Consider the following 20,588-nt stretch of genomic DNA (forward strand, 5'->3'; position numbering starts at 1 on the left):
GACTAAAGGGTCAGCAAGCGCTCGCCGAGGCGACCGTTGGCGGCCAGTTCAAGGAATTCATCACCCAGGCGACGGCTTTCATCCATCGCCGCGCGCCAGTATTTCTGCCGGCTCGGGGCGTCGCCCATGAAGCGTTTGAAGTCATTACGATCCGGCAGTTTGCCGTAGGGCAAACGCGACAGGTATTCCCTGGACGGTGCCAGCAACAGCACATTTTGCAGGCGCGCAGGGCAGGCGCGGCGCCATGGCAGGGTCTTGTCGAACCAGCCCGGAATCACCCGATCGGTGAAATGCGGGTAGAGCACGATGTCGTCGCCGCTGTAGGGCAGGTCGAGGTGGTAGTCCAGCAGGCCGCCATCGCGGAAGGTCCCGGCGCCTGCACCTGGCAGGTCGCGCACGCCTTCCATCACCATCGGAATCGACCCCGAGGCGAGCAGGGCCTGGCGCAGATTGCCGGCGTTCAGCGTGACGAAGCGCGACGGGAAATCGTTCAGCGTGTTGACCGGCGGAGCCAGGCGCGGATCGTGGATGATCACGCGTTCGAAGTGCCGCGACAGGCGCGCCCGGCCGCGCAGGTTGTCGGCGATCACCGACGACAGGCCCAGGCCCAGGCGGCCGCGATGATCGTCCGCGAGCAGGCCGTGGCTTTTGACCAGCATGATGTTCAAGCGGTAATGGGCGTTGTCGAGCAGGGCGGCGTCGCGGCCGTCTAGCAGGTCATCGAGCATGCGCCGCGAGCTCTGGCTGATCTGCGCCATGGTCACGCCTTTGGCGAAATTCTGCTCGGTGTAGAGATGGCCGAGGCGGCGGATGCCTTCGGCGGCATCCGGCAGGCAGGCGCTGGCGAAGCGCCAGGACCCGACTGATGCTCCGATCAGCGAGCGCTCCCGCGGCGCCGCCGGCAGCCATTCGCCGAACAACGCCAGGTCCAGCCCCTGGATTCCCAGCGCCTTCGGGCCACCGGCGGCACCCGGTAGCGTGCCGACATCAACGGCGTTCAGGCCGTTTTCACGGACGCGCGCAAAGGCACGGGGGCCGGCCTTGAGCGTCAGGGAAGGGAACTTGATGTGGATGGCGGTCATACCGGTCTCGATGTCGGGCAAGCGTGGAAGTATAAGCAGGTTCCATCACGGCGCTAATCCTGTAGGAGCGAGCCTGCTCGCGAAAAGCGCGAGGACAACGCGAGCATTCAGACAGCCCACGCCATCGTTATCCTCCATCGCGAGCGGGCTCGTTCCCACAGGGTTTGCACCCGTGTCTGCTTGCCACTGCAACCCAATGATGGCCATTCAGTTTCAATTAAGTTCAGGTCGCTAAGGTGGAACCCGTGTGCAACACCCAGGAGCCGGACAACGCCTTGAGGTTGCACGACGCTGGTACCATTGTGCCTTTCGAGAAGCTCAACGCCGTGGCATCGACCGGGATCTGGAATTAAACGCGGGCGGCGGCCAGTGACTCAAGGATCATCAGGATTCGAAATGACGCTGCTTTCTTTTTTACATCGGCGCGCGGGCATTCTGGCGCTGGTGTTGCTGGCTTTCTGCTCGGTGGTCATGGCTCGCGATCTGGACCAGGACGAAGCCCTGCGCTTGCGCCAGCAAGGGATCATCCTGCCGCTCGAGCAAGTGTTGCAGCAGGCGCTGGACCGTTATCCCGGGGCCAGACTGCTGGAAGCCGAGCTGGAAGAGAAACACGATGTCTACATTTATGAAGTCGAGTTGCTGACGGCGGCAGGCGTGGTTCGAGAGCTCGATATCGACGCTGCCACGGGCCGGTTACTCAAAGACAAGGAAGATTGATCGATGCGTTTGCTCCTGGTGGAAGACCATGTGCCCCTGGCCGACGAACTGATGGCCGGCCTCAATCGCCAAGGGTACGCGGTGGACTGGCTGGCCGACGGTCGCGATGCGGTCCATCAGGGCAGCACTGAGCCTTACGACCTGATCATCCTCGACCTCGGCCTTCCGGGGTTGTCAGGGCTCGAAGTGTTGGCCCGCTGGCGTGCCGAGGGTTTGCCCACGCCGGTGCTGATCCTCACCGCCCGCGACTCCTGGGCCGAGCGCATCGAAGGCCTCAAGGCCGGCGCCGACGATTACCTGACCAAACCCTTTCATCCCGAAGAATTGCACTTGCGAGTCCAGGCGTTGCTGCGCCGTTCCCACGGCCAGGTCAATCAGCCAACCCTCAAGGCTGCGGGCCTGCAGCTGGATGAGGGGCGTCAGTGCGTGACCCGCGACGGTGCCGAGATTCAACTGACCGCCGCCGAATTCCGCTTGCTGCGTTATTTCATGCTGCACCCGGAACAGATCCTTTCCAAAAGCCACCTCGCCGAACACCTCTACGACGGCGAGACCGAACGCGACTCCAACGTGCTGGAAGTCCACGTCAATCACCTGCGGCGCAAGCTCGGGCGCAGCGTGATCGAGACTCGTCGCGGCCAGGGTTATCTGTTCGGTGGGCAAACCCGGTGAGGTCGATCCAGCGCCGCTTGAGTCTGGGCTTGATCAGCGTGATGGTGATTGTCGGCCTGGTGCTGGCGCAGACCAGCCTGTGGCTGTTTGAAATGGGGTTGCAGCGCTACCTCGAAGCCGGGCTGCGCAACGACAGTGAAAACCTGTTGGTGGCGCTGGTGCGTGGTCCGCAAGGTTTGCAGCTGGACGAAAGGCACCTGGCACCGGCCTATCAACGACCCTTTTCCGGGCATTATTTCCGCATCGATTTTGCTGACAGCCATTGGCGTTCCCGTTCGTTGTGGGACCAGGAACTGCCACGTCTAGAACATCCCGGCCTGGACAGCGACTTGCAATTGGGACCCGAAGGGCAGCAGTTGCTGGTGCTGCGCTCGGACTATCGCCGCCTGGGCCAGTCGATCTCCATCAGCGTGGCGCAGGACTACACCCCGGTGCGCGAGAGCTTCCGGCGCATGCAGCAGGTGGGGTTGGGGCTCGGGCTGGCGGGATTGTTGCTGATTCTGCTGCTGCAACGAATCACCGTACGGCGCGCCTTGCGCCCGTTGGAAAAGGCCCGCGAGCAGATCGCTCAGTTGCAGCAGGGCCAACGCTCGCAACTCGATGATCAGGTTCCGGTGGAACTGGAGCCGCTGGTGGCGCAGATCAACCATCTGCTGGCCCACACCGAAGACAGCCTCAAGCGTTCGCGCAATGCCCTGGGCAACCTCGGCCACGCCTTGAAAACCCCGTTGGCCGTACTGCTGAGCCTGGCCTCAAGTGCACAGCTGGACGCGCATCCGCAGCTGCGCAAAACCCTCAAGGCGCAACTGGAGCAGGTGCAGCAACGGCTCAATCGCGAACTCAACCGTGCCCGTCTCGCCGGCGATGCACTGCCGGGAGCATTGTTTGATTGCGATGCCGAACTGCCGGGATTGCTGGCGACCTTGAACATGATCCATGGTGAGCACCTGACGCTGAGCGCTCACGCCCCCGAGGGCCTGCAGTTGCCGTGGGATCGTGAGGACTTGCTGGAATTGCTCGGCAACCTGCTGGACAACGCTTGCAAGTGGGCGGATGCCGACGTGCGACTGAGCGTGCTCGAAACCGTTGAAGGCTTTGAACTGAGTGTGGAAGACGACGGGCCGGGGATCCCCGAAGATCGCCGCAAGCAGGTGTTCAGCCGCGGTACTCGGCTGGATGAGCAGACTGACGGGCATGGCCTGGGTTTGGGGATTGTCCGCGACATCGTCGAGGCGTGGGGCGGGGTATTGCAGCTGCAGGAGAGCGAGTGGGGCGGGTTGAAAGTGCTGATCGAATTGCCCAAGCGCCTCTGAAACCAGACGGGGACTCTGTGGGCGGGCCTGCTCGCGATGGCGTGTCAGTCACCGAGGTGGCAACTGATACGCCATCGTGAGCAGGCTCGCTCTTACAGGGGGGCGGGGTCAGACGCGGAACTGATCCATCAGGCTCTGCTGCTGATTCGCCAGGCTATTGAGCGACTGGCTCACCCGCGCCGACTCGTTGGCCTGACCCGACAGCGATTCCGTCACGTCACGAATGGTCGCCACGTTGTTGTTGATCTCCTCGGCCACCGCGCTTTGTTCCTCGGCGGCGCTGGCAATCTGCAGGTTCATGTCACTGATCACCGTCACGGCATCGCCGATCTGGCGCAGCGCGGTCACGGCCTGGCCGACCTGATCGACGCTGCCCTGGGCCAGGCGATGGCTGTTGCCCATCGAACCGACCACATCCTGAGTACCGCTTTGCAGTTGTTCGATCACCAGGCGGGTTTCTTCCACCGACTCCTGGGTGCGCCGCGCCAGGTTACGCACTTCATCGGCGACCACGGCAAAACCACGGCCGGCTTCCCCGGCACGGGCCGCTTCGATGGCCGCGTTGAGCGCCAGCAGGTTGGTCTGTTCGGCGATGGCGCGGATCACTTCCAGCACCGAACCGATTTTCTCACTGTTGGCCGCCAGGCCTTCGACTTGCACCATTGCCGCGCTCATGTCGGCGGCGAGGTTGTCGATACTGGCGGTGGTACGGTCGATTACGGTCAGGCCCTGACGGGTCGCCTGATCGGCATCCCGCGCAGCCTGTGCCGCTTGTGCGGCGCTGCGGGCAACGTCTTGGGCGGTGGCGCTCATTTCGTGGGAAGCGGTCGCGACCTGATCCACCTGCCGGTATTGCTGCTCCATGCCGGCGCTGGTCTGGGTGGCGATGGCGGAGGACTGGTCTGCGGTGCTGCGGGCGTCCTGCACCGAGCGTTTGACCTCGGCGATGATCGGCTGCAGCTTGTCGAGGAAGCGGTTGAACCAACCGGCCAACTGGCCCAGTTCATCCTGTTTGTCGTAGGCCAGGCGTCGGGTCAGGTCGCCTTCGCCGCTGGCGATGTCTTCGAGCATGTGCGCCACGCCGAGGATCGGTCTGGTCACGCTGCGAGCCATCAGCCATACCAGGAGCAGACCCATCAACGCCGCCAGAACGCCCAATGCGAGTTCCGTCAGGGTGCCGGCGGTGTTGCTTTCATCCAGTTGCTTTTTCAGGGCTTCGGCGGGGCCAACCAACACTTTTTCCGGGACGTCGAGCAATACGCCCCAGGTTTTGCCACCGGGAATCGGCTGGAACGGCGACAGCACCTTGAGCTGTTGCTGGCTATGCAGGCTGGCGGTCTTGCTGCTGGCGGCGAGCATGCGTACCAGCTCGGCACCGTTGGTCTTGTCCACGGTTTCCAGGCGCTGGCTGAGTTTGCTGGCGTCGGGGCTGTAGCCGGCGAGCAAACCGGCCGGGCTGAGAATGCTGACGCTGGTCTGGCCGTCATAGAGCTTTTTGCTGGCGCTCTGGCTGATCGTTTGCAGGCTGTTGAGGTTGATGTCCACCGACAGCGAGGCGATGAGCTTGCCGTTGAGTATCAGCGGGAAAACGATACTGGTCATCAGCACGTTCTGGCCGTCGATCGTATAGAAGTAGGGCTCGATCACGCAGGGCTTGAGGGTGGTGCGCGGGCAGGTGAACCAGGCGTTGGCCGCTTCGCCGCTGGGGCCGGTGCTGGTATCGGCGATGTCTTTTTCCGGCAGTGGCATGGAGGTCAGCTGGCCTGGCGTCGGTTGCGACCAGTACAAGGCAAAACGCCCCTTTTCATTGCTGCCGACGTCACTCTGGCCGGCAAACAGTTCGTCCTTGCCATCCAGGCCGTTGGGCTCGAACACCAGGGCCAGGCCGAGCAGTTCAGGGTTGGCTTGCAGTGTCGACTTGACCTGGCGGGTCAGGTCTTCGCGCAAGTCGAAGGCATCGAGAAAGCGCTTTTCGGCCTGGTCGCGCAGAAACAGCACCTGGCGTGAAAAACCGTTGCCATATTGATAGGCGTCCATGAACTGCTGGCGAATGCCCAGCGCCTGGTTTTCACCCTGGGACTCGATCCGTGCCTGGGCGGATTCGGTCAGCATTTCCATGCTCGAGGCTTTCACCAATTCCGAGCTGTTCTCCATGCGATACAGCGAAAGACCCACCAGCAGGGTCACGATGCCCGCCAGGCAAAGCCCGGCCAGCAGGGTGATTTTCCATTGAATGGACAGTTGCTTGAGTGACATGGAGACGTCCTTATTCGATAAATATCTGCGACTTTGAACTGTAACGGCCGGGTTTCTGGTTTCTTTATCCCGTCTATCGTCGATCTCCCTGTAAAAGCGAGCCTGCTCGCGATGGTCGTCAACGATCACGATGGAAACCTGATACCCCTCGGTGCTCTCATGCGCTTGGCGAGCTGGCTCGCTCCTGCAGGTATTCATATGCCGGTACATCTGCGCAGGGCTTGGACGCTTTGACACGAGGGTGAGTCTGCGGCACAGTGCGCGCCCTCTAATAAAACCCATTCCTTTATCCGCTGGCGGCTCACGCAGACTGCCGGACGGACTCTTTCCTATTGTCTCGAGGTAATGAAATGAATGCAGTGATTGCCGCGGTCGGCATCATGCTGATACTCAGCCTGTCCCGCGTGCATGTGGTCATCGCGCTGATCGTCGGTGCGCTGGTGGGTGGCCTGACCGGCGGCCTGGGCATTGACGCGACGCTCAAGGCCTTCAACAGTGGCCTGGGCGGCGGGGCGACGGTGGCGCTGTCCTACGCATTGCTCGGTGCGTTTGCCGTGGCCATCGCCAAGTCAGGCCTGGCCCATGCCCTGGCCGACAAGGCGTTGGCGATGGTCGATCGCCAGCACGCCAGCGGGGGTGGTCAGGTCAAGTGGTTGCTGATCGGGTTGCTGTGGGTGGTGGCCATTGCCTCGCAGAATATTCTGCCGATTCATATCGCCTTTATCCCGTTGCTGGTGCCGCCGCTGCTTTATGTACTGACCAAGCTGCAACTGGATCGACGTTTGATCGCCTGCGTGATGACCTTCGGCTTGATTACGCCGTACATGTTCCTGCCGGTGGGCTTCGGCAATATCTTCCTCAATGAAATCCTGCTGGCCAACGTGGCCCGCAGCGGCGTGGACATCACCGGCATCAATGTCACCCACGCCATGGGCATTCCGGCGCTGGGCATGGTGGCGGGCCTGCTGATCGCGTTTATCAGTTATCGCAAGAAGCGCGTCTATGACCTGGCAAAAATCGAGCAAGTCGAGCAGGTCGCGGTGCAGTACAACCCGCTGAGCCTGATGGTGGCCGGGGTGGCGATTGCCGCCGCCTTCATTGTGCAACTGCTGCTGGACTCGATGATCATCGGTGCACTGGTGGGCTTCCTGATTTTTTCGGTGTCGGGCATCGTCAAATGGCGCGACACCGATGACCTGTTCACCGAAGGCATGAAGATGATGGCGATGATCGGCTTCATCATGATCGCCGCCTCAGGGTTCGCCGAAGTGATGAAGGCCACCGGTGAAGTGCAGACGCTGGTCGAGTCGTCGGCGTCCTGGATCGACCACAGCAAAGGCATCGGCGCCTTGTTGATGTTGCTGGTGGGACTGTTGGTGACCATGGGCATCGGTTCGTCGTTTTCCACCGTGCCCATTCTGGCGGCGATCTTCGTGCCGCTGTGCGTGCAATTGGGTTTCAGCCCGCTGGCAATCGTCTGCATCGTCGGCACCGCCGGCGCACTCGGCGACGCCGGTTCGCCAGCCTCGGACTCGACCCTAGGCCCGACCTCCGGCCTGAACATCGACGGCCAGCATCACCACATCTGGGACACCGTGGTCCCGACCTTCCTGCACTACAACCTGCCATTGCTCGCGTTTGGCTGGGTGGCGGCGATGGTGCTGTAAAACCGCAACCCCTGTGGGAGCCAGCTCGCTCTCACAGGGGGGCTCCAGTGCTCCCGATGAACGTGTTCAACTTTTGACCTGGCCTGCCGTTAACGCCTTTAACCACGCCAATAAAATCAAAAAAGAGTGAACGCCATGCGCATGAGCCTGAAGGCCAAAGTCCTGTCCCTTGCCGTCCTCCCGGTGTTGCTCTTTGCGCTGGTCATCAGCCTGACCACGTTATTCATCTTGCAGGCACAGGCTCGCCACGAAGTCGAAGAAACCCGCGAACGCCTGCTCAGCGATGCCAAGGCCACCCTGCAAAGCTACGTTGCCGTGGCCATGACCGCGATCAAACCGCTCTACGACGCGGCAACCCCAGGCGATGACGCGGCGCGGGCCCAGGCGATCAAGCTGCTGTCGAGCATCGCTTACGGCAAGGAAGGCTATTTCTTCGGCTACGACTCCAACACCGTGCGGCTGTTCAAGGCCAACAGCCCCGAAGGCGTGGGCCAGAGCTTCAAGGACAACCGCGACCCGAACGGCGTCTACGTCAACCGTGATCTGGTGAAGGTCGCCAAGGACGGTACTCACTACCTCCAATACAGCTCGCCGCTGCCCAGCAACAACCAGGTGCTGGTGCCCAAGCTCGGATACACCGAATACCTGTCGAAATGGGACATGGCGGTGGGTACTTCGGTCAATCTGGACGGCATCGAGGCGCAAGTCGCGGTGGTTGAGGCCAAGGTTCAGGAACGCATGGAAGGTGTGGTGCTGAGCATCGTCGGCGTCGCCGTGGTGGTGCTGCTGGTGATCGCCGCGGCCGGGATGCTGCTGGCCAATACCATTCTGCGTCCGCTGAACCTGATGAAAGCCAACCTGGACGACATTGCGGCGGGCGAGGGCGACCTGACCCGTCGCCTGACCATCACCAGCCAGGATGAGTTGGGCCAACTGGCCGGTTCGTTCAACCGTTTTGTCGACAAGATCCACGGCCTGGTGCGCCAGATCACCGAAATGACCACGCAGCTGACCGGGTTGGTGCATCAGGTTTCCGATCAGGCGCACCGTTCTGACCAGGCCATGGAGCGTCAGCGTCACGAGACTGATCAAGTCGCCACGGCGATCAATGAAATGTCGGCGGCCGCTCAGGAAGTGGCCAAGAGTGCGCAAAACGCGGCGGTGGCCGCCCAGCAGACCGACGAAGAAGGCCAGGCGGCCAAGCGTGTGGTGGCTGGCAGTATCGTGAAGATTCATGCGTTGGTGGACGACATTCGTAGCAGCGGTGTGTCCCTCGACAGCTTGCAAAAAGACGTGTCGTCGATTGTCAGCGTGCTCGGGGTGATCCGTTCGATTGCCGAACAAACCAACCTGCTGGCGCTCAATGCGGCCATTGAAGCGGCGCGCGCCGGTGAGGCTGGTCGCGTTCGCAGTGGTGGCCGATGAAGTGCGGGCACTGGCCAGCCGCACGCAAATCAGCACCCAGGAAATCCAGGGCATGATCGACCGCTTGCAGGCCGGCACCCAGTCGGCGGTGGAAGCGATGCGCCGTTCCAGTGAGGCCGGCGACGGCACCTCGGCCCAGGCCAACGAAGCGGGCGCGTCGCTCGATACCATGGCCCAGTTGATTGCTACCATCAATTCGATGAACGCACAGATTGCCAGCGCCGCCGAAGAACAGACCGCCGTGGCCGAGGAGATCAACCGCAGCGTGCATCAGATCGCGGTGGCGGTGGACAACGTCGCCGATGAAACCCAGCTTGGTGCGCAAACCTCGCGCAGTCTGGCGGAGCTGGGGCAGCGCTTGGGCAATCTGGTCGGGCAGTTCCGCATCTGACCAGCCACCCTGACCCAAGGAGCCAGCCTGCTGGCGATGGACTCAAGGGCGACGCGTTGAATCAGGTCACCCGCTTGATCGTTGACGACCATCGCGGCGATGCGGCGACCCGACAAGCCAACTCCTACAGGGGACGGTCTCGGTCACGTAATAGTTATAGGAACCGGCAAGCAGGCTTCTACAAGAAAGCCTGCTACGGCCTGTCCCAATACGGCACTGCACCAAAGCATTCGACAAAGAAGTCGATCACCGTCCTGACCTTCACCGACAGGCGTCGGCTACCGGGCCAGAGCACGGCAATCTGCTGCGGCTCGAGGCTGTTGGACACTTGATAGTTCCCCAGTACCGGCACCAGCGTGCCGTTGCGTACCGCCTCACCAATCAACCACGACGGAAACATCACCAGCCCCAGCCCCTGTTCGGCGGCTTGGGTCAGGGTATCGGCGTGGTTGCCGGTGATCGGTCCCCTCACCGAGTAGGGCGTCCACGTTTGCTGGCCCTTTCGGAAAAACCAGCGCTGCTGGCCGGTGACGCCCTTATAGGCCAGGCATTGATGGGCCGCAAGATCGTCGGGATGTTGCGGCGTGCCGTACCTTTGCAGATAAGCAGGGCTTGCCGCGACCTGGAAACGGTGGGGCGCAAGAATCCGCGCCTGCATGCTCGAGTCGTGCAGCGGCCCTATGCGAAACAACAGGTCGGCGCCTTCCTGCAACGGGTCGACGTAACTGTCTGTCTGCTGGATATCCAGTTGCAGCTTCGGATAACGCGCGCACAACTGCCCCAACCAGGGCGTCAGGTGGCGTTGGCCGAACACCACCGGTGCGTTGATCCGTACCAGTCCGCTGGGTTCGCTTTGTTGTTCCTGCAGGGCTTGCTCGGCTTCCTCCAGTTGCACCAGCACCAACCGCGCATGATGACCGAGCATGCGCCCCGCTTCGGTGGGGGTGACGGCGCGGGTGTGGCGGTAAAGCAATTGCTGGTTCAGGGCCTGCTCCATCAATTGGATCTGCCGGGAGATCGAAGAGGGCGCCAGGCCCTCACGGCGCGCCACTTCGGAAAAACTGCCATGGTCGAGTACCGCGACAAACAGCCGAAGTGCCTTGAATCCGAGTTCGTTGAAGCCGTGCATGAGCGACCTGCTGTGCGTATTACGCAAAAGTGTTGTCGGCATGCTCCCATTTATCGCACAGATGCGCCAATCGATAATGCCCGCCTGACGTTTTGATCCATTTCACGGGGGCTCTTTATGCAAACTTCTTCAATCAATCACGCGGACGTTGTCACAACGCCGGCGACCGGATCGGGGCAGCGGTTGTTGCTGTTGCCGCTGGTGATCCTGGCCGGCATGGGCCTGTCCGTGGAGGCCGGGTTGCTTGGACCGCTGGGTGCACAGGTCGGGCACTTGTGGGCGACCTTGAGCATTTTCGGTGTCGGCTCGGCGATTTTGTTCTTGCTGCTGTTGTTCAGCGGCCGGCAACAGGGGCCTGCCTTGGGCGAACTGCCGCGCTGGCAATTGATCGGCGGTTTTCTCGGGCCGATCTACGTGGTGGTGCTGACGCTGGCCACGCCGCATATCGGTATTGCCATGACCATGATCGCGATCCTGTCCGGGCAAGTCGGCAAAAGCGTCTTGATCGATCATTTCGGCTGGTTCGGCGCGACTCGCAAAAAGGTCAACGGTGAACGTTGGCTGGCCTTGCTGCTGATTGTGGCGGCACTTGTTCTGATCGCCCGGGGTTGATGATGAATCTGATTATTTTGTTGGCGGTGGTCGTGGCCGCCGGTGCGGTGTTGAGTGTGCAAGCGGCTATTAATGGTCGACTTGGCGAAACGGTCGGGGTGTTGCGCAGCAGTTTGCTGACGTTCGTGGTGGGGGCGGTGAGTACCGGGTTGCTGATCCTGTTTTTTGAGCCAGCGCATGCGGTGAGTTTGCTGGACGTGCCGAAATGGCAGCTGAGCGGTGCGTTGTTCGGTGTCGTCTACATGATGGTGATGGTGGGCGCGGTGCCACGGGTGGGGACTGCGGTGGCGACGGTGGCGGTGATTGTCGGGCAGTTGGGGATGGGGATGCTGATTGATAATTTCGGTTGGCTGGGGAATCCGGCGATCGAGTTGTCCGGGAGTCGGGTGCTGGCGATGGGGCTTTTGGGGTTGGCCCTGGTGTTCATGTATCGCAGTAGTGTGCGGTGTCAGGGGTGACCTTGGCGGCCTCTGGGCCGACCAGGTTTTGGGTTGGTTGGGGACATATCCGTTGCTGCGGTAACGGCGGCTGGCGGTTTCGCCCTTACGGCGACTTACTTTTTTTTCAAACGCCAAAAAAAAGATAAGCAAAAAAAGGCTCGCCCCGAGCGTCCGGCCCCTCGCTGGGGCTCGGCGTTCCTTCGCTGCGGTATCCATCCGGGGACACTGCCCTCCGGTTGGCTTCGCTTCAACCTACATGCAGCGTGTTCGACTGCGTCGAACGGCGCTGCGCGCCACTCCCCGGATGCACACCTCCACTCAGCCTCCCGAAGGGGCGGGTAGATCAAAAGCTGCAGGCGAGCTAACGCTCGGCCTGATGAGTGGTGAGGAGCGGGTGGGTGTATGCCGACTTGCTTTTCCGTAGGAGCGAGCCTGCTCGCGATGGACTTGAGGACAGCGCGGGGTACCAGACTCCCCGCGTTTTCGTTGACGACCATCGCGAGCGGGCTCGCTCCTACAGGGGCGCTAGCGAATGAAGTGGATCTTGCCCGGCCTGCCGCACTTCGAAATAGCGCGAAGGCGGCCTCATAGCCAACCAATCTCTCGCGATTGCACGTGTTCGCCTTAACCAACTCCTACACTGGTAACACGGGTTGTTCTTATCGCCCCGACGACCACTACCTCAGGAGTCAGGCTCATGATCAACAGTGACAGTATCTGCGATTGCCCGAAATGTTCGTGCAAGCTGGGCGCGCATCCGATTGCGCGCCACGGCAAGCACTATTGCTGCGAGGCCTGCGCCAAGCACCACGAGCACGGTGAAGAATGTTCCAGCAAGGGTTGCAAGTGCGCCCACGCCAAATAGTTCGTTTACGTTGAAAGTGGAGCCTAGTCGGGCTCCACGTCCAGTTTCAGGCTGTCATCGTCGAGGCGTTCGGTGTGTCGGACGGTGCCCGACAGGCGGCGTCCTTCGACCCTGAGCACGACAGTCCTGGCCCGCTCGAGATCTTCCGGCAGCGGCGGCGGAACGCGAATCGCGAAGCAGGTCGGGTCGTTCATGACCTGTTCCAGGCCAACCCGGCACTCGGCGCTTTTGGTGATGCGGCCAAACAGCGTATCCAGACCATAGTCGAGATGCGCAGGGCTGCTGATGAGTGTCATGTACTTGGCCCCCTCTAATCCTGTCGCGTGCCGGGTATCAGTTAGCCGGCCGCCACTTGACGTTTTCCACGCCGAATTTCTCTGCCATCGGCTTGCTGGTCTTTTGCACCTTTTCCCGGCCAAAGCGCGGTATCCGGCCGACTCCCGCGTCGCAGCTCGCCCAATGCCAGGCTTCTGCGTTGTCCATTTTGTCCAGACGGATAATGAACGATTTGGGGACGCCATGAAGGGTGTATTCAATGACGAAGAGTTTTGCATTGTTCATATAGCCCGTATTCCTCCCTGTGGTACATAAACGGATCACGGGCCGAACGGAAAATTCACTTGGATTGGCGGACGGTGGCAGCCGCTGGCGGCAAATTCAAGGCCTCGTTACCATTGAGCCTTTCCCAACCCCAATGATTGCTGCCCATGGCCCTTGCCGCACCGCCGGATTTGAGTGACACCGATGTCCCCGTGCAACCGCTGGCGCGCACTTATCCGCGCGGGTTGTTCATCGAGCCGCATGAGCATGTCTGGGGGCAGTTGCTGTATGCGATGAGTGGCGTGATGTGGGTCGAGACGCCCCACGAGGCACTGGTGGTGCCGCCGCAACGGGCGGTCTGGCTGCCGCCCGGCGTGCCCCATGGGATTCGCGTGGTCTCGGACCTGCAGATGCGCAACATCTACCTGCGTCCGTCGCTGGCGGCAACACTCGATGCCAGTGTCCAGGTCATCGAAGTCGGCGGGTTGTTGCGCGAGCTGATCGTCGGCCTGGTGGAGCAGGGCGACGACGGTGCGCCCGAGTATTACGAAGCACTGGTGGGGCTGGCGCTGCTGGAGCTCAAGCGGGCCCGGCGCTCACTGCTGAAGATCCCGCTTCCGGATGATTCTGACCGGCGACTGATGAACCTGTGCCAGGCCGTCATGGCCGCGCCGTCGCTGGACATCGCTTTCGAGCAACACGCGGAAAACGCCGGCGCCAGCGTGCGGACCCTGGCGCGGTTGTTCAAGGACGGCCTGGGCATGGGCTTTGCCGAATGGCGGCGACAGGTGCAACTGGCGACGGCGGTGGCCGAGTTGATTCAGGGGGTGCCGGTCAGTGCCATCGCCCGTGAACTGGGTTATTCGCCCAGCAGCTTCAGCGACATGTTCCGTCGGGAACTGGGTGTCGCGCCGTCGCAGTTTTCGGCCAGTCAGCATCCGGGCTGACGTTTTCAGGGCCAGGGTTTGGCCGAAATTCAGAAGCACTTGGCCGGTACTCGTTGGCACTGCGCACTAGACTTTCGGGCATATCCCAATGGCCCACGGAGTCTGTCATGAACTACCTCATTTCACTGGCGATCGGCCTGGGTGTCGGTCTGCTCTACGGCGCCCTGGATTTTCGTTCCCCCGCACCACCGGCGATCGCACTGGTAGGCCTGCTCGGCATGCTGGCCGGTGAAAAGCTCTGGCCGATGGGCCGCGAGCTGGTGGCCGGCTGGATCTCCTGAAACCCTTCTGATCATTCGATGGAACCCCCTTATGAAAGCATTACAGTTCGACAAAACCGGCGACCTCTCGGCCCTGCGCTACGTCGAGGTTGCGACGCCCGTTCCCGGCGCCGATGAAGTGCTGGTCGAAATCAAGGCGGCCGGGCTCAACCCCAGCGATGTGAAGAATGTGCTGGGACGTTTTCCCTACACCACGTTGCCGCGCATACCCGGTCGCGACTTTGCCGGCATCGTCGTTGAAGGCCCACAGGCGCTGGTCGGTCAACAGGTCTGGGGTACTGGTCGCGAACTGGGGTTTTTCGCCGATGGCTCCCATGCGCAATTCGTCAAACTGCCGGCCAATGGCGTTGCCCTCAAGCCCACGCATTTGAGCTTTGCCCAGGCCGCCAGCCTGGGTGTGCCCTACACCACGGCATGGGATGCACTGGAGCGCAGCCTGGTGACCGCCGAAACCCGCTTGCTGGTGATCGGCGGCGGCGCGGTGGGCAGTGCCGCGCTGGCATTGGCCAAGGTGCGTGGCGCCCAAGTGTTGGCGGCAGCGCGGCGGCCCGAGCAGGTCAAGGAGCTGCAGGACCAGGGTTTTCAGACGCTGCAACTGGACAAGCCCGAGGACCTGGGCGCTCAGGTGAATGCCGTCTTCAAGGGCGGCGCCGACGTGATTTTCGACACCACCGGCTTCTGGTTGCCGGCGTCTGTTGCGGCATTGGCCACCTTCGGCCGTATTGCCATCATTGCCGCACCGGTGGATGGCATGGTGCAGCTACCGGCCCTGGCGCTGTATCGCAAGGGCGGTTCGGTGGTAGGTATCAACTCGTTGCTCTACGGCGTACAAGCCTGCGCGGCGATGCTGGATCAGTTCGGTCAATTCTTCGATCAGGACTTGTTACCGTTGCCCCAGGGGCTGTTCGAGTCGCCATTGGCAGAAGGTCTGGAACGTTATGCAGAGGTCAACCAAGGCGGCGGTGACAAGGTGATCCTGTTGCCGTAACACTGACCCATGCGGGAGCGGGCTCGCTCCCTCCGGGGCTGCGGCGGTGCAATGCACTGCCAGAAGGGTGCTCTGCTAGAATCGACGGCACTTATCCTGCGAGGTGCCCCCATGAGCGAGCCGATTCGCCTGACCCAGTACAGCCACGGCGCTGGATGCGGTTGCAAGATTTCTCCCCAGGTGCTGGAAGTGATTCTCGCCGGCAGCGGGGCGCAGAATCTGGACCCCAGGCTCTGGGTCGGCAACGCTTCGCGCGATGATGCGGCGGTCTATGCCATCGACGAAGAGCGCGGTGTGGTATCGACCACCGATTTTTTCATGCCGATCGTCGACGATCCCTTCGATTTCGGCCGCATCGCCGCCACCAATGCCATCAGTGATATCTACGCCATGGGTGGCGACCCGTTGATGGCCATCGCCATTCTGGGCTGGCCGGTCAATGTGCTGGCGCCGGAAATTGCCCGGGAAGTGATTCGCGGTGGCCGTTCGGTGTGCGATGAAGCAGGTATTCCGTTGGCTGGCGGGCATTCCATCGACGCACCGGAGCCGATCTTTGGCCTGGCCGTCACCGGGCTGGTGGAAAAGCGTCACATGAAGCGCAACGACACGGCGACGGCCGGTTGCCTGCTTTACCTCACCAAGCCCTTGGGCATCGGCATCCTCACCACCGCCGAAAAGAAAGGCAAGTTGCGCAATGCCGACATTGGCCTGGCCCGGGACTGGATGTGCACCCTGAACAAGCCCGGCAGCCGTTTTGGCAAGCTGGACGGGGTGACCGCGATGACCGACGTCACCGGTTTTGGTCTATTGGGGCATCTGGTGGAAATGGCCGACGGCAGCCAGTTGACCGCCCTTATCGAATATGACCGCGTGCCGCGTCTGCCGGGTGTCGAGTATTACCTTGAGCAGGGCTGCATTCCCGGTGGGACCTTGCGTAACTACGACAGCTACGCCAGCAAACTGGGGCGATTGCAGGCGTTGCACAAAAATGTGTTATGCGACCCGCAGACCAGCGGAGGCCTGTTGATCGCCGTGACGCCCGAGGGTAATGACACTTTTCTGGCGACCGCTGCGCAAATGGGCCTGAACCTTGCGCCCATCGGTGAATTGGTCGAGCGACAGAGCCATGCAGTCGAGGTCTCCTGATGTTCGCCGACTGCACCGATTACCGCGATATTTTCCTCAACGACCGGCCGCTGATGGATGCCCGTGCGCCAGTCGAGTTTCTCAAGGGCTCGTTTCCCGGTGTGGTCAATTTGCCGCTGATGGACGATCACGAGCGGCAACGGGTTGGCACTTGCTATAAGCAACAGGGTCAACAAGCCGCCATCGAACTGGGCCATCAACTGGTGTCCGGCGCAATCAAGGCCGAGCGCATCCAGGCCTGGGCCGACTTTGCCCGGGCTCATCCTGATGGGCTTTTGTACTGTTTTCGCGGCGGGTTGCGCTCGCAGATCGTGCAGCAATGGCTCAGGGACGAGGCGGGTATCGACTACCCGCGAGTCGCGGGTGGCTACAAGGCCATGCGCAGTTTTCTGCTCGATACCCTTGATCAAGCGGTGGCCCAGTGCGATTTCGTGTTGTTGGGGGGCATGACGGGCACCGGCAAGACCGAAGTACTCCTGCAACTGAGCAATGGGCTGGACCTTGAAGGGCACGCCAATCATCGCGGTTCCAGTTTCGGCAAGCGCGCCACGGGGCAACCTTGCAATATCGATTTCGAAAACCGCCTGGCGGTGGATGTGCTGAAGAAGCGCGCCGCGGGCCTCGAGCAATTCGTGCTGGAAGACGAGAGCCGCGCGATCGGCAGTTGCGCACTGCCTTTGCCGCTTTATCAGGGCATGCAGCAGTTTCCGATGGTCTGGCTCGAGGACAGCCTGGAGGGCCGGGTCGAGCGAATCCTGCGCGATTACGTGGTGGACCTGTGTGCAGAGTTCATCCGGGTGCGCGGCGAGGAAGGTTTTGCGCTGTTTTCCGAGCGGATGCTGGAGAGTTTGAATAACGTGCACAAGCGCCTGGGCGGCGAGCGCCATCGACGGATGCTGATTCTGATGGAAGATGCCTTGGCGGAGCAGGGTCGCAGCGGCTCGATGGATCTGCACCGGGGCTGGATCGAGGGGTTGCTGACCGAGTATTACGATCCGATGTATGCCTTTCAGCGTGAAAAGAAGGGCGCGCGGATCGAGTTTGCCGGGAATCGTGAAGCGGTATTGGGGTATTTGCGCGAGCGCGGTAGTCAGCGAGGGTGACGGTGGTCTTGCCGGCCTCATCGCGGGCAAGCCCGCTCCCACAGGGGCCGTGGCGTACACAAAAGGCCCGATCAGGCCCTGCTCAACTCAGGTCGGGCAGGTCTGCGGCCCGTTATCCAGCCCTTGCTTGTAGCTGTGGCTTTGCAGGCTGGCCTTGCCGTTATGCCAGGTCAGGGTCAGCACAAAGAGCGAGTCATAGTCGCTGGACTCCCAATCTTCGGTGATCTTCTGTTTCTTGCCGACCGCTTCCCCGGCGACCTTGTTGATCAACTCCGGCAGGTAGCCGTGGGACCACGCGGTGTAGATGACCGAGTTGTGATACTTGTCCTGGAGCAGTTCATCGGCCAGGTCGCTGGTGTCATTGGCCGAGAAATTGATGTTGACCGGCAAGCCGAGCTTGATCGCGCTGGGACTGATGGTCATCAATGGGCGGATGTAGCTGTAGGAATTGTTCAATTCACCTTCCTCGACATTGCGCGTCGGGTTGGCGGCAAACACGTAGTTGGCCTTGCCGAACTTTTCCGGAAGCAAGGTGGCCAGTTCGATCGCACGGTTCAAGCCCTGGCAATTGAGCTGGCCCAGGCCCCCGGCAGGTTTTTCCGCATGACGCAGGAACACCAGCGTCTGGGTACCATCTGCCGGTTGGGCACGGCTTTCGCCAGACTCCAGGGATAGAAACAACGCGCTGGTCGCCAGCAGGGCGGGCAGGAATAGATACGCGCGGTGTTTGAAGCGATGGGAGAGTTTCAGAAAGTTCTTCATGGAATAAAGGATTCTTCAGCGCATTCGGTTAAGGCTGACAAACCTCTACACCACGAATTTCCTGCGTCGGGTGTTTTCCATGTCGTCGAGCCGGTCCGTTTCAACAAGGGCATTGCTCAGAGTCCGTTGATGCCCATTTGGTTCGATTCCGGCGGAGTGCACAGCAATCTACCGGCAACCGTGAACGGACAGGAGCGAAGGTTATCGACAGGATGTTGCTGAATTATGGATACGGTACAGGTTATGGGGCTGACCAAGGCTGCAATTCCTTGATCTTCAACATCAGTGATATTGATAACGACAGCGTAACGCCTGCATTAATATCACTACTTTCAATTTTCTCGTGGATCCTTCCCATGACCGATTTGTCTGCGTTTCCCATCACCCAAAAATGGCCTGCACGGTACCCGGAGTGGATTCAGCTGTACTCCTTGCCGACCCCCAACGGCGTCAAGGTTTCGATCATGCTCGAAGAGATCGGCTTGCCTTACGAGCCGCACCGCGTCGGGTTTGACACCAACGATCAAATGTCCCCCGAATTCCTGTCGTTAAGCCCCAACAACAAGATCCCGGCCATCCTCGATCCTAACGGCCCCGAAGACCAGCCGTTGCCGTTGTTCGAGTCAGGTGCGATCCTGATTTATCTGGCTGACAAGAGTGGACAATTGCTGGCCCGGGAAGGGGCTGCGCGCTACGAGACCATTCAGTGGCTGATGTTCCAGATGGGCGGCATCGGGCCGATGTTCGGCCAACTCGGCTTCTTCAATAAATTCGCCGGCAAGGACTACGAAGACAAGCGTCCCCGTGACCGCTATGTCGAAGAAAGCAAACGCCTGCTCGGCGTCCTCGACAAACGCCTTGAAGGTCGTGACTGGATCATGGGCGAGCGCTACACCATTGCCGATATCGCGACCTTTCCCTGGGTGCGCAACCTGATCGGTTTCTATGAGGCTGGCGATCTGGTCGGCATCCAGAACTTCCCCAACGTCACCCGCGTGCTGGAAAAATTCCTGGCGCGGCCGGCGGTCAAGCGCGGGCTGGAAATTCCAAAACCCATCGCCAACTGATTTCCGCAATCCCCCTGTAGGCGCGAGCAAGTTCGCTCCCACAGGGCGGGGCGGGTGTTTGCCCAAGGATTGTTGCCATTGCAGTAACGCATTCTTGAGCGTTGGGTGTTTGTGCCCTGCACCCCGCAGGGCATAAGCTTTGCCCCCTTACGACTTTCGTCTTGCCCTCCGATTTCCAGGAATGCCCATGTCCAGTCAGTTCCCCGAAGCTCGCCCACGCCGTCTGCGCCGCAATGCGAGCCTGCGCAGTCTGTTCCAGGAAACCGAATTCAGCCTCAACGACCTGGTGCTGCCGATTTTCGTCGAAGAAGAGATCGATGACTTTGTACCGATCAAAAGCATGCCCGGTGTGATGCGCATTCCCGAATCGAAACTGGCCGGCGAGATCGAGCGTTATGCCCGGGCCGGGATCAAGTCGGTGATGACCTTTGGCGTGTCACATCACCTGGACAGCAGCGGCAGCGACACCTGGCGCGACGACGGTCTGGTGTCGCGCATGTCGCGCATCGCCAAGGACGCCGTGCCGGAAATGATCGTCATGTCCGACACCTGTTTCTGTGAGTACACCGACCACGGCCACTGCGGTGTTCTGCACAATCACGAAGTCGATAACGACCAGACCCTGATCAACCTCGGCAAACAAGCCGTGGCGGCGGCCCGTGCCGGTGCCGATGTGATTGCACCGTCGGCAGCGATGGACGGTCAGGTCCAGGCCATTCGCCGGGCACTCGACGAGGCCGGTTTCAGTCAGACGGCGATCATGGCCTATTCGACCAAATTCGCCTCGGCGCTGTACGGACCGTTCCGCGAAGCCGGCGGCAGCGCACTCAAGGGCGACCGTAAAAGCTATCAAATGAACCCGATGAATCGCCGTGAAGCGGTGCGCGAATCACTGCTCGACGAGCAGGAGGGCGCCGACGCGCTGATGGTCAAGCCGGCCGGTGCGTACCTGGACATCATTCGCGATATTCGTGAGGTTTCGCGTTTGCCGCTGGCGGCGTATCAAGTGAGCGGCGAGTACGCGATGATCAAGTTCGGCGCGCAAGCCGGGGCGATTGATGAAGACCGCGTGGTGCGCGAGAGTCTTGGTGCGATCAAGCGGGCGGGGGCCGATCTGATCTTCACGTACTTCGCGATGGACCTGGCATTGGCCGGGATCTGAAACTCACCCGGCCCCCCGCAGGA

General features: G+C 61.2%; 20 protein-coding genes and 3 pseudogenes. 16 read left to right on the forward strand and 7 right to left on the reverse strand.

Annotation, left to right across the window (positions count from 1 at the left end; translation table 11 throughout):
* Positions 1-2: 2 nt before the first annotated feature.
* Entirely contained in the window at positions 3-1,082 is a 1,080-nt protein-coding gene (locus ACX3YD_RS26100) for a patatin-like phospholipase domain-containing protein (RefSeq protein WP_458961404.1), read from the reverse strand.
* Between the two features lie 396 nt (positions 1,083-1,478).
* On the opposite strand from ACX3YD_RS26100, the gene ACX3YD_RS26105 reads away from it, so the two are divergent.
* Genes ACX3YD_RS26105 through ACX3YD_RS26115 form a run of 3 tightly spaced genes read left to right on the forward strand, consistent with a single transcriptional unit; the run spans position 1,479 to position 3,784 of the window.
* Positions 1,479-1,799: a PepSY domain-containing protein gene (locus ACX3YD_RS26105; protein ID WP_103406772.1), complete on the forward strand. Its 321-nt coding sequence runs from the start codon at positions 1,479-1,481 to the stop codon at positions 1,797-1,799.
* 3 nt (positions 1,800-1,802) lie between these two features.
* Complete coding sequence (locus tag ACX3YD_RS26110) at positions 1,803-2,471, forward strand: response regulator transcription factor (RefSeq protein ID WP_103406771.1); 669 nt, start codon at positions 1,803-1,805, stop codon at positions 2,469-2,471.
* The gene (locus ACX3YD_RS26115; RefSeq protein ID WP_458961405.1) at positions 2,468-3,784 is read left to right on the forward strand and encodes a sensor histidine kinase; all 1,317 of its coding nucleotides are present in this window, start codon (positions 2,468-2,470) and stop codon (positions 3,782-3,784) included. Before ACX3YD_RS26110 ends, ACX3YD_RS26115 begins: the two co-directional genes overlap by 4 nt.
* A 108-nt stretch (positions 3,785-3,892) precedes the next feature.
* Here the strand turns inward: ACX3YD_RS26115 and ACX3YD_RS26120 are convergent, their stop codons facing one another.
* Together ACX3YD_RS26120 and ACX3YD_RS26125 are read right to left on the reverse strand one after the other, a co-directional pair.
* Positions 3,893-4,648, reverse strand: a complete 756-nt coding sequence (locus tag ACX3YD_RS26120; RefSeq protein WP_404943293.1) for a methyl-accepting chemotaxis protein — start codon at positions 4,646-4,648, stop codon at positions 3,893-3,895.
* Positions 4,649-4,750: 102 nt separating this feature from the next.
* Positions 4,751-6,322: pseudogene (locus ACX3YD_RS26125) on the reverse strand (methyl-accepting chemotaxis protein); the annotation flags it as partial.
* A 68-nt stretch (positions 6,323-6,390) separates the two neighbouring features.
* Between ACX3YD_RS26125 and ACX3YD_RS26130 the strand changes: the two are divergent.
* The 3 genes and pseudogenes from ACX3YD_RS26130 to ACX3YD_RS26140 all read left to right on the forward strand — a co-directional run bounded on the left by ACX3YD_RS26130 (position 6,391) and on the right by ACX3YD_RS26140 (position 9,523).
* Positions 6,391-7,707: a Na+/H+ antiporter family protein gene (locus ACX3YD_RS26130; protein ID WP_103406732.1), complete on the forward strand. Its 1,317-nt coding sequence runs from the start codon at positions 6,391-6,393 to the stop codon at positions 7,705-7,707.
* Positions 7,708-7,848: 141 nt separating this feature from the next.
* Positions 7,849-8,619, forward strand: a pseudogene (locus ACX3YD_RS26135) (cache domain-containing protein); the annotation flags it as partial.
* A 312-nt stretch (positions 8,620-8,931) separates the two neighbouring features.
* A pseudogene (locus ACX3YD_RS26140) lies at positions 8,932-9,523 on the forward strand (methyl-accepting chemotaxis protein).
* Between the two features lie 193 nt (positions 9,524-9,716).
* On the opposite strand, the gene ACX3YD_RS26145 reads toward ACX3YD_RS26140, so the two are convergent.
* Positions 9,717-10,652: a LysR family transcriptional regulator gene (locus tag ACX3YD_RS26145; protein ID WP_458961406.1), complete on the reverse strand. Its 936-nt coding sequence runs from the start codon at positions 10,650-10,652 to the stop codon at positions 9,717-9,719.
* Positions 10,653-10,769: 117 nt separating this feature from the next.
* Between ACX3YD_RS26145 and ACX3YD_RS26150 the strand changes: the two genes are divergently transcribed.
* The 3 genes from ACX3YD_RS26150 to ACX3YD_RS26160 all read left to right on the forward strand — a co-directional run bounded on the left by ACX3YD_RS26150 (position 10,770) and on the right by ACX3YD_RS26160 (position 12,569).
* Positions 10,770-11,264, forward strand: coding sequence for a DMT family transporter (locus ACX3YD_RS26150; RefSeq protein ID WP_458961407.1), 495 nt, complete (start codon positions 10,770-10,772; stop codon positions 11,262-11,264).
* Entirely contained in the window at positions 11,264-11,722 is a 459-nt protein-coding gene (locus ACX3YD_RS26155; RefSeq protein WP_103406728.1) for a DMT family transporter, read from the forward strand. The genes ACX3YD_RS26150 and ACX3YD_RS26155 overlap by 1 nt, the downstream gene beginning before the upstream one ends.
* Before the next feature lie 679 nt (positions 11,723-12,401).
* Complete coding sequence (locus ACX3YD_RS26160) at positions 12,402-12,569, forward strand: metallothionein (protein WP_047527454.1); 168 nt, start codon at positions 12,402-12,404, stop codon at positions 12,567-12,569.
* Between the two features lie 23 nt (positions 12,570-12,592).
* On the opposite strand, the gene ACX3YD_RS26165 is transcribed toward ACX3YD_RS26160, so the two are convergent.
* Together ACX3YD_RS26165 and ACX3YD_RS26170 are read right to left on the reverse strand one after the other, a co-directional pair.
* The gene (locus tag ACX3YD_RS26165; RefSeq protein ID WP_458961408.1) at positions 12,593-12,865 is read right to left on the reverse strand and encodes a hypothetical protein; all 273 of its coding nucleotides are present in this window, start codon (positions 12,863-12,865) and stop codon (positions 12,593-12,595) included.
* A gap of 37 nt (positions 12,866-12,902) precedes the next feature.
* A complete protein-coding gene (locus tag ACX3YD_RS26170; protein ID WP_047527456.1) occupies positions 12,903-13,130 on the reverse strand; it encodes a DUF6555 family protein in 228 nt (75 codons plus the stop codon).
* A 146-nt stretch (positions 13,131-13,276) separates the two neighbouring features.
* Here ACX3YD_RS26170 and ACX3YD_RS26175 point away from each other — a divergent pair, with 146 nt between their 5' ends.
* From ACX3YD_RS26175 to mnmH, 5 genes are all read left to right on the forward strand, one after another.
* Positions 13,277-14,056, forward strand: coding sequence for an AraC family transcriptional regulator (locus ACX3YD_RS26175; protein WP_458961409.1), 780 nt, complete (start codon positions 13,277-13,279; stop codon positions 14,054-14,056).
* 107 nt (positions 14,057-14,163) lie between these two features.
* Positions 14,164-14,337: a DUF1427 family protein gene (locus ACX3YD_RS26180; RefSeq protein ID WP_081997842.1), complete on the forward strand. Its 174-nt coding sequence runs from the start codon at positions 14,164-14,166 to the stop codon at positions 14,335-14,337.
* Positions 14,338-14,368: 31 nt separating this feature from the next.
* Positions 14,369-15,325 carry a quinone oxidoreductase family protein gene (locus tag ACX3YD_RS26185; RefSeq protein ID WP_458961410.1) on the forward strand — a complete coding sequence of 319 codons (957 nt, stop codon included), beginning with the start codon at positions 14,369-14,371 and terminating at the stop codon, positions 15,323-15,325.
* Between the two features lie 111 nt (positions 15,326-15,436).
* The gene (selD, locus tag ACX3YD_RS26190) at positions 15,437-16,471 is read left to right on the forward strand and encodes a selenide, water dikinase SelD (protein WP_047527459.1); all 1,035 of its coding nucleotides are present in this window, start codon (positions 15,437-15,439) and stop codon (positions 16,469-16,471) included.
* A complete protein-coding gene (mnmH, locus tag ACX3YD_RS26195) occupies positions 16,471-17,574 on the forward strand; it encodes a tRNA 2-selenouridine(34) synthase MnmH (protein ID WP_458961411.1) in 1,104 nt (367 codons plus the stop codon). The genes selD and mnmH overlap by 1 nt, the downstream gene beginning before the upstream one ends.
* An 87-nt stretch (positions 17,575-17,661) precedes the next feature.
* On the opposite strand, the gene ACX3YD_RS26200 is transcribed toward mnmH, so the two are convergent.
* Complete coding sequence (locus ACX3YD_RS26200; RefSeq protein ID WP_458961412.1) at positions 17,662-18,336, reverse strand: histidine phosphatase family protein; 675 nt, start codon at positions 18,334-18,336, stop codon at positions 17,662-17,664.
* Positions 18,337-18,692: 356 nt separating this feature from the next.
* On the opposite strand from ACX3YD_RS26200, the gene ACX3YD_RS26205 reads away from it, so the two are divergent.
* Together ACX3YD_RS26205 and hemB are read left to right on the forward strand one after the other, a co-directional pair.
* Positions 18,693-19,403, forward strand: coding sequence for a glutathione binding-like protein (locus tag ACX3YD_RS26205; protein ID WP_103406720.1), 711 nt, complete (start codon positions 18,693-18,695; stop codon positions 19,401-19,403).
* A gap of 187 nt (positions 19,404-19,590) precedes the next feature.
* A complete protein-coding gene (gene hemB, locus ACX3YD_RS26210) occupies positions 19,591-20,565 on the forward strand; it encodes a porphobilinogen synthase (protein ID WP_458961413.1) in 975 nt (324 codons plus the stop codon).
* The last annotated feature ends 23 nt before the right edge of the window (positions 20,566-20,588 follow it).

Source organism: Pseudomonas fluorescens group sp. PF-1 (assembly GCF_054481335.1).

Coding starts and splice junctions, on each gene's coding strand:
- ACX3YD_RS26120 (WP_404943293.1), bottom strand. CDS start 4,648: ATGGAGCAGCAATACCGGCAGGTGGATCAGGTCGCGACCGCTTCCCAC.
- ACX3YD_RS26175 (WP_458961409.1), top strand. CDS start 13,277: ATGGCCCTTGCCGCACCGCCGGATTTGAGTGACACCGATGTCCCCGTG.
- ACX3YD_RS26160 (WP_047527454.1), top strand. CDS start 12,402: ATGATCAACAGTGACAGTATCTGCGATTGCCCGAAATGTTCGTGCAAG.
- ACX3YD_RS26170 (WP_047527456.1), bottom strand. CDS start 13,130: ATGAACAATGCAAAACTCTTCGTCATTGAATACACCCTTCATGGCGTC.
- ACX3YD_RS26200 (WP_458961412.1), bottom strand. CDS start 18,336: ATGAAGAACTTTCTGAAACTCTCCCATCGCTTCAAACACCGCGCGTAT.
- ACX3YD_RS26205 (WP_103406720.1), top strand. CDS start 18,693: ATGACCGATTTGTCTGCGTTTCCCATCACCCAAAAATGGCCTGCACGG.
- ACX3YD_RS26150 (WP_458961407.1), top strand. CDS start 10,770: ATGCAAACTTCTTCAATCAATCACGCGGACGTTGTCACAACGCCGGCG.
- ACX3YD_RS26110 (WP_103406771.1), top strand. CDS start 1,803: ATGCGTTTGCTCCTGGTGGAAGACCATGTGCCCCTGGCCGACGAACTG.
- mnmH (WP_458961411.1), top strand. CDS start 16,471: ATGTTCGCCGACTGCACCGATTACCGCGATATTTTCCTCAACGACCGG.
- ACX3YD_RS26155 (WP_103406728.1), top strand. CDS start 11,264: ATGATGAATCTGATTATTTTGTTGGCGGTGGTCGTGGCCGCCGGTGCG.
- ACX3YD_RS26185 (WP_458961410.1), top strand. CDS start 14,369: ATGAAAGCATTACAGTTCGACAAAACCGGCGACCTCTCGGCCCTGCGC.
- ACX3YD_RS26180 (WP_081997842.1), top strand. CDS start 14,164: ATGAACTACCTCATTTCACTGGCGATCGGCCTGGGTGTCGGTCTGCTC.
- ACX3YD_RS26145 (WP_458961406.1), bottom strand. CDS start 10,652: ATGCACGGCTTCAACGAACTCGGATTCAAGGCACTTCGGCTGTTTGTC.
- selD (WP_047527459.1), top strand. CDS start 15,437: ATGAGCGAGCCGATTCGCCTGACCCAGTACAGCCACGGCGCTGGATGC.
- ACX3YD_RS26105 (WP_103406772.1), top strand. CDS start 1,479: ATGACGCTGCTTTCTTTTTTACATCGGCGCGCGGGCATTCTGGCGCTG.
- ACX3YD_RS26130 (WP_103406732.1), top strand. CDS start 6,391: ATGAATGCAGTGATTGCCGCGGTCGGCATCATGCTGATACTCAGCCTG.
- ACX3YD_RS26100 (WP_458961404.1), bottom strand. CDS start 1,082: ATGACCGCCATCCACATCAAGTTCCCTTCCCTGACGCTCAAGGCCGGC.
- hemB (WP_458961413.1), top strand. CDS start 19,591: ATGTCCAGTCAGTTCCCCGAAGCTCGCCCACGCCGTCTGCGCCGCAAT.
- ACX3YD_RS26165 (WP_458961408.1), bottom strand. CDS start 12,865: ATGACACTCATCAGCAGCCCTGCGCATCTCGACTATGGTCTGGATACG.